Below are 6,884 nucleotides of genomic sequence, written 5' to 3'. Positions count from 1 at the left end.
GACCGAAATGACTCCGATGATCGGTCTCCGGCCGGCTCCTCAATGCGGAGAAGTTCGGCCGGACGATCCAAACCGGGACCTTGGACGAGGCTTCGATCGCCCGCTGGATGAAGCTGCTGGCGCACCAGACTTCGTCGAACCGCTCCAGGATCGGTAGCCATTCGGGCTTTAGCGACGCGAGTTCGAAGTAGCACACAAGCACGTTAAAGGATGCGCCCTCATCCCAGATGACACGGAGCCGCGCCGGATCGTTCTCCAGGATACTGGCCAGGAGATCGAGGTTGAGATGAACGACCTGAATAGGCTGAGGAGCATCTGCCGGGAAATTCCCCTCTACTCTCTTCAGGCGGTCGAACCCGACCGTCCAGGCATTCGCGCTCGTTTCCCAGCCTGTGGCCTGGATCGCTTTCAGATAGCCTTTGCTGCTGATCGACAGCCCATTCAGGAATGCGAGCGGACCGATCAGCCTTACACCAGGCCGCGAACCCGCTCGAGGCGCCCACCTGGGCCGCACCGAAGGCGCAGAGGGCACGAGCACTTGGCCCTCGAGTTCCCGGGCCACCCGGGCGAGGTAGAGATGCGGAGGCTCATCCTGGGTCCAGGCACCAGCGACCTGCGTCCGCAACTCGTAGCCATCCGACACGCGGCCCGAATGGACGACGAGCCCCACCCGCTTACCCTCTTGAGCGGCCACGAAGCCGAATAGTCTTTCCAGGGAGTGAGCCGTCTCACCATCGCTCGCGCCCGTCTCCGCTGCGCTCAGGCTATCCGCCGAATGATGAAGTAAGTTCTGAAACAACCTAGGCCGGAACCAGAACATGGTCCCGGCAAAAAACCCCCATTCAGGCGCAATCTGGTCACCCGGATAGAGCGATGCGATCATGCCCGAAAGCGTCGCGTGGTTCTCGCCGATGAACTTCCATCCCGACAGGTAGAGTTCACGGGGGCCTACCATGTCGAGATCCGGTTCTTCGCCGAAGGCCCGGATGACGTGCGAGACAAGCTGCCGGCTGCCCAGCACGGATTCCAGCAGCAAATGTCGCCAGACGTCCGGTTCGGTTGTCCCCTTCTTCGTATGAATTTTGCAGATTGCCAGATAGTCGGAGTCCGCGCCGATCTCCCGCATGACATGCAGGAATGGACCGATGTCACGCCCGGCATTGCCGACGGCATAGATCCGCGCCCTAGGATATGTCCGCCGAATGCGCCTTCTTACGAAATCCGCATGGTCCTCCGGAGTCGTAACGAACAGATCAAAGTCGATTGAGATGTTCTTCAGGCTACGTAGAATCTGCGGCAGCATATCGAGATAGAAGACGTGAGCAATCACGGCAATCTTCTGGCCGACCAGGTCTATGGCGTCTCGGTTCTCGCGCGAGCCCGATTCCAGATAATGCGCCAGAGAATCGTGCATGTAGGCACGAACGTCTGGGTACTTTTCTTGATACCATTTGCCGTCGAAATAGGGGCCAGGGCTGCGACCCTCCTCAGCTCCGTATTCGACATAATGCGCAAATGCGAGTTGCTTCGTTACGGCGACGTCGGAATTTTCTCGCAGGTACCATTGCGCGTTGAAGAACGGATTAGGGTTCATTTTCTCCCTCATCCCGATTTCCATGAAGTGCATGAAGGGATTGAGAGAGGACGCTCCAATCTCGGGATACGTGGCGCGGTACCAGTCTGGATTGAAAAGCGGCGTTGGGGACTCATGACGAAATTGGCCATGGAGCGAATAGTAGGCCAAGGGGTTCACCCCTTCCGACCGCTCGTCGTCCTGGACGCTTCGTAAGTACCATTCCGTGTTGAACAATGGCCCTGGCGTACGTTTCTCCTTGAACCCGTGCTTCACGTAGTGAACCAGAGGATTTTCATCATGTTCAGCGACATCGGGATACTTGCGCAGGTACCAACGTGTGCTAAACAGCGGGTGTGGATTTAGCCCACGAGAGGCGCCCCAAACCAGATAATGGTAGGGATTGTTCAGCCCGCGCTCCCAACGGGGAAGTTGGGTTGCGTACCAGTCGCGAGAGAACGCACCTGATTCCTCGAGAACCTTGGCGTCTCTCCTAACTCGCTCGGACTGACTAGCTAGGGCTAGTTCGACACGACGGTACCAGCGGCCAAGAAATGTCACTTTAAGCAGCTTCAGCACGTTGGCATCCAACCTGATCTCGATCCGTTGCTACCGGGCACCGGGTCTTAACCCAGCCTCATTGATCGGCAAAGGTGCTGTGCGCCCGAATGCTAAGCTTCGCGCAGGAGTAGCAAATCTGCCACGTCTGTAATTCCCTCTCGACAACCCTACCTATAGGCGCTCAGCTCTGTGAGACGCTTTTCGGGCGGGCGGCCCCGCGATCGGCCCGGATCTCTGGCGGCAGGCCGAAATCCGCACCCCCGATGGCGAGGCCGAGGAAACGCCACGAGCGGATGAAGTAGCGGTGGAATAGCCGGCGCGGGTCGGTCCCGACGCGAAAGAGCCATTCCAGCCCGAGAACCTGTAGCATCCGGGGCGCGCGCGGGACGAGCCCGGCCGCCACGTTCACGGCCTCGCCGATGGCGAGGACGACGGGGTTGCCGAGCGCTGCGCCCTGCCGGTGGACCCAGATCTCGGATTTCGGAGCGCCTACGCCCATGATGAGCAATGTCGTGCCATGGTCGCGGATGCGGCCCGCGAGGGCCCGGCCGAACGCGTCGTCGGCATCGAAGCCGTAAGGCGGGACTTCGAAGGCCACGCGGTCCGGGGAGAGCCCGCGCGTTGCGAGAATCCGGGTCAGGGCCTCCCCGGCAGCCCTGGTGGCGCAAAGGAGGAAGATTCGCCGATCACTCAAAGCCTGTTCGTCGTCGAGCACGGCCTCCAGCAGATCGTGGCCGGTCACGCGCGACATCCGGCCTCCGCCGCGGAGGCGCCCTCCGCCGCGGAGGCGCGACAGCCAGACCAGCGGCATGCCGTCGAGCGTGCGGGCGGCCGCGCCCGCATAGGCCTGCCGGAAGGCCGCATTCTCGGAGAGCGTGACGATGTGGTCGACATTCGCCGTCACGACGAGGCGCGGAAGGCTGCTGTCGCTCGCCGAGGCCGAGGCCAGGATCTCGGCCGGCGCGTCGCCGACGAAGGTGAGCCCGAACAGACGGGCGCTTAACCTTTGCTGGACCATGAGGTCGTTACCTTGAAGAGCGCGGGGCCCGGCCAGGCGCGCGGGCATGGCGTGGAGGCGATCCGTGACATCGGTGGAGCGCGGCTGGTCGGACAGCATCGACCGGAAGGCCTGGCGCTTCCTGGCCCGGCACGTGACGACGCGGCCCTTCACGCTGTCCGGTCCGACGGCGGTGGCCTCGATCACCTTCGACGACGTGCCGGACAGCGCCGCGGCCGTCGGCGCTCCCGTGCTGAAACGGGCCGGGGTTGCGGGAACCTTCTATGTGGCGGCCGAGACCTGCGGCGAGGTCGACACGCATTGGCGCGTCGCGAGCCGCGAACAGGTCCGTGATCTCGCCGCGGCGGGTCACGAAATCGGCTGCCACACCGCGCCTCATGTCAACGTGCAGTCGCTCGGTGCCGCGGCGCTCGCGGCCGAATGCGAGCGAAGCGCAGCGCTCCTGGCCGAGATCACCGGAGCCCGGCCGGTGAATTTCGCCTATCCGTTCGGTGATTTGGGCATCCGGCAGGTTCGGGCCCTGGCCGGCCGCTTCCATTCCTGCCGCACCATCTACGAACGCCTGAATGCCGGGACGCTCGATCTCGCCATGGTCGGCGCGATCGGGCTGTTCGACCGCACGATGGACCGATCGCGCCTCGAGAGGCTGATCGCGGAGGCGGCCGAGACGCGCGGCTGGCTCGTCTTCTACACCCATGACGTCGCGGACGAGCCGACCTTCATGGGAACGTCGCCCCGTCTCCTCACCGAAACGCTGACGCTTCTCGCCCGGCACGACATCCCTTGCCTGACGATGGAGGACGCGCTCCGACACCACGGCCTGCCCGGGGCCGGCCGTGAGGCGAGCCGGGTTCACGGCCCGGTCGTCCCGTGCGCGGCGAGGTAGCGCAAACCCAGCACCGCCATCGCGAACATGAAGAAGACGGCGCTGTTCGCGTCGTAGAAGACCGACTCGAAGGCCGCCGTGCTGATCCCGAACAGCCAGAGCCGCGCGAACAACATCGCCGTCGGGTCCGGCGCGGCATGGCTCGAGGCGCGGTCGAAATCCCGCAGCGGCAGCCAGATGAAGACGAGTGCCGTGAGCGCGAGACCCGGCAGTCCCATGAACAGGGCCGTGTCCAGATAGCCGTTATGGGCCTGGTCGGCCTGGTTGACCCAGGTCAGCTGCTCCGATCCGCCATAGAGCGTCGCCTCGGTCTTCCAGAAGGCGCCGTAGCCCCAGCCCGTGACGGGCCTCGCGAGAATTCGGTCGACGGTGAAGTCCCAGATCTCGGCCCGGCCCGTGAAGGTGACGTCGGACAGGATTGTCGACACGACGGCCTTCACGGGCGGGAAGAAGAGGGATCCGAGCGAGATCGTCAGGAGAAGGGCGAGCGGACCCAGCAGGATGAGGGCGCGGCCGAACAGCCCCGTCACCATCCGGCAGAGGCTCGTCCCGAGGAGGACGAGCGGCAGGAGGGCGATCGCGGTCTTCGAGGCCGTGAAGGCGAGGAAGATCGCAGCCAGCGCGGCAAGCGTCCCGCCGAGCGCCCGCCGCCCCTGCGCGAAGGCGAAGAGGCCGATGACGACGAAGACCGCCATCACGGCCCCGGCTTCGTTCTTGTGCGAGAAAGGGCCGCGCCACGCCCCGGCATGTTCCGGCTCGCGAAGATCGAGCGCGGTGTGCATGGCGAGGTCCGGCACCAGGGCGAGCGAGAGATAGCTGACCACAACGACGGCGAGCGCCGTGCCGGCCAGGAGATCGGCGAAATGCCGGACCGAGCGCGCCGCCAGCATGATCGCGGCGGATGCCAGGATCGCGATCGCGAGCAGGACGGCGCGCCGCAGAGACAGCGCAGGCGAGACGGAGAGAAGGACGGACACCGCCATCCAGCCTGCGGCCAGGATGTAAGGCCGGGTCGCGAGGGCCTGGAGAGAGCCGGGGCCGAGCCGACGGAACAGGGCTGCGACCGCAATCCCGACCAGCGAGAAGGCCACCTGCGTGGCGAGGCTGCCGCCATCCGACGCCTCGATATTCGAGACCGAGCTCAGGTCGTGGAACGGATCGAGGCGGACCCAGACGAGAAGCAGGACAGCGACGACGAAGGCCGCCCGGAGGCCGTCCGGGACGTCGCGCCCCCCCGACCGAGCGGGCCGGCCGATCGCCGCGTCCGGGAGATCGCTCGTGATGGTCATGGCGGGCGCCTCTCAGGCCCGGCCCGGCGACCCGGAGAGCGGGACGAGCACGGGCGAGCTTGCGACACCCGGCCGCCCCGGGCGGAGCACCGCAAGGGCAGCGCCCGCCAGGAGACCGAGCAGCAAGGCGACCGGCAGCAGCATCTTCGGCGAGGGCGGCCAGGATCGGCCGAGCGGCGGGGTCGCGGCGGAGATGACCCGGATGTTGGTCGAGTCGAGCCGCTCCTGCTGGCCCGTCTCGCGAGCCCGTTTCAGGAAGGCCTCGTAGACGGTCCGCTGCACGTCGACGTCGCGTTCGAGCTCGCGCAGCCCGATCAGGGCGCGGTCGTTCGTCGTCGTCTCGCGCTTCAGCTTGTCCAGCTCGCGTTGGATCGCAGCCTCGCCGGCGACCGCCCGGTCGAGCTCCTTGACCGTGGAGTCGATGATCCGGGTCTTCTCCCGTGCGAGGGCGCGGTCGAGTTCGCGGATCTGCGCATTCTGCTCGGAGATGAGCGGGTGCCTCGGCCCGAGCCGGATGCTGGTCTCGGCATTCTGCCGCGCCAGATCGGCCTGCTGCTGACGAAGCGCCCGCAATTCGGTCGATTGCAGCATCTCGGGCAGGGCCGTGCCGTCGCTGACCCGAAGCTGCCGAGCCTGGTCGGCCCGCGCGCGCGCTTCCGCCGTCCGGATGGAGGCCGACGCGAGCTGCTGGTTCAGCTCGCCGAGCCGCTGGTCGACGAGCAGCCGCCCGTTCGTCGCGACGAGCCGATTGTCCTCGCGGTATTTGGCGAGCCGGTTCTCCGCCGTCTGCAGCCCCTGACGCAATTCGGTCAGCCGCGCCGCCAGCGCCTCCGAGGCCCGGGCAGCCGAGTTTGCGCGCGCGACCGTCTCCTGGGCGGAATAGATGTCCGCGATGGTGTTGGCGATTAGCGCCGCCTTGTCGCCCTGCTCGGACCTGACCAGCACCTCGATCACGAAGGTCCGCTCCGGCCGGCGGATCACGACCTTGCGCCGCAGCTCCTCGATCGCCCGGAGCGAGGGGTCACGCGTGATAGTCTCCGGCGCGGCCAGGCCGAGGAGACGCTTCATCGTCTCGGCAAGGCCGTCGCGGGCCGGGAGCGGCTTTGCGAATTCGGGATCGTCCTGCAGACGCAGGCGGGTGACGACGCGGCCCAGCACGCTATCCGAACCGATCACGCGGACCTGGCTCTCGGCGATCGAGACGCCACTATCGGCGAGCGGCGACGTCGGCGTGACCCCGTTCTCGACCACGCGCAGATCGGCCGGATCGATCAGGATCTGGACCTGCGCGGTGTAGATCGCGGGGAGCCAAGGCAGCGCGACGAGCGCAAGCACGAGCGCGAGCGCTCCACAGCCCGCCACGATCCCGAGCCGCGCGCGGATCCGGCCCAGGATTTCGGGCAGGTCGAGCGAGGCCTTGGAGGCCGCCGTCGGAACGGCAGCCGCCGGCATGCTCGGTTGAGCTCGGGATTGCTGGGCGAAATTGAACATGCGCCGGTCCCCAACCTGCCCTGTTCCGGCCATCGGACGGGAGTCGGACATCGACTGTCCCCCAAC

5 protein-coding genes are annotated in these 6,884 nt (G+C 66.0%); 1 reads left to right on the top strand and 4 read right to left on the bottom strand.

Annotated features, from left to right (window positions below; all coding sequences use genetic code 11):
- Positions 1-2,164: rhamnan synthesis F family protein (locus ACFE87_RS21960; protein WP_375461797.1), on the bottom strand; the 2,164-nt coding region annotated here is incomplete at its 3' end.
- A 151-nt stretch (positions 2,165-2,315) separates the two neighbouring features.
- The gene (locus ACFE87_RS21955; protein WP_375461796.1) at positions 2,316-3,200 is read right to left on the bottom strand and encodes a WecB/TagA/CpsF family glycosyltransferase; all 885 of its coding nucleotides are present in this window, start codon (positions 3,198-3,200) and stop codon (positions 2,316-2,318) included.
- A 16-nt stretch (positions 3,201-3,216) separates the two neighbouring features.
- Here ACFE87_RS21955 and ACFE87_RS21950 point away from each other — a divergent pair, with 16 nt between their 5' ends.
- On the top strand, positions 3,217-4,038 hold the full coding sequence (locus ACFE87_RS21950) for a polysaccharide deacetylase family protein (protein WP_375461795.1): 822 nt from the start codon (positions 3,217-3,219) through the stop codon (positions 4,036-4,038).
- On the opposite strand, the gene ACFE87_RS21945 is transcribed toward ACFE87_RS21950, so the two are convergent.
- Both ACFE87_RS21945 and ACFE87_RS21940 read right to left on the bottom strand, forming a co-directional pair.
- Positions 4,005-5,327, bottom strand: coding sequence for an O-antigen ligase family protein (locus ACFE87_RS21945; protein WP_375461794.1), 1,323 nt, complete (start codon positions 5,325-5,327; stop codon positions 4,005-4,007). The genes ACFE87_RS21950 and ACFE87_RS21945 overlap by 34 nt on opposite strands.
- A 12-nt stretch (positions 5,328-5,339) precedes the next feature.
- The gene (locus ACFE87_RS21940; RefSeq protein WP_375461793.1) at positions 5,340-6,869 is read right to left on the bottom strand and encodes a GumC family protein; all 1,530 of its coding nucleotides are present in this window, start codon (positions 6,867-6,869) and stop codon (positions 5,340-5,342) included.
- Positions 6,870-6,884 lie beyond the last annotated feature (15 nt).

The sequence above is a fragment of the uncultured Enterovirga sp. genome (assembly GCF_964242715.1).
Taxonomy (GTDB): Bacteria; Pseudomonadota; Alphaproteobacteria; order Rhizobiales; family Beijerinckiaceae; genus Enterovirga.
This window is presented reverse-complemented; position numbering and strand designations above follow the sequence as displayed.